Annotated in this window: 1 pseudogene; it reads right to left on the bottom strand. The window is 53.9% G+C overall.

Features of this window, described 5'->3' with window-relative positions:
* A pseudogene (locus HMPREF3139_RS11290) lies at positions 1-477 on the bottom strand (hemagglutinin); the annotation flags it as partial.

A 477-nucleotide genomic window follows, 5' to 3' on the forward strand; every position in this document is an offset into this window, starting at 1 on the left:
CCGCGTCTTTGTCGAAGCTGTTTTTCAGACGGCCTGAGTGTTGATCCGCAGTTTCGGTGTCGATGCCGGTGTAGATACGCGCTTCGGTTTCTTTGGTAGTCCTGCCTGTTCGGGCAAGTTGTCCCGCTTTGTCGGTGATGTGTATGTTGCGGGTGTTGATGCCGCTGCGGGTGGTGCTGTTTTTGCTGTCTCCGTCGCTGCCGTAGCCTACTGATGAACTTGCGCCGTTTTTATCGGCTACGCTTGTCAGGTGTTTGTCTTGAGGCTTATTTTGTGCGCTCTGCCCCAGTGTTTTGCCGCTTACGGCAACGTTGGCACCCAATCCAAAACTTTCGCCTTCGTATCGGCTGTAGTTTTGAATGTCGCTATGGGTGAGGGTGGCCGTCTGAAAGCGGTTTTTGCCTTCGTCTTCTGCGCTTTGGCCAGACGTGATGATGCCGCCTGAGACCTTGGCAAAAAAGCCCTTCCCACAACAGT

The sequence above is a fragment of the Neisseria sp. HMSC15G01 genome (assembly GCF_001808255.1).
GTDB lineage: Bacteria > Pseudomonadota > Gammaproteobacteria > Burkholderiales > Neisseriaceae > Neisseria > Neisseria subflava_A.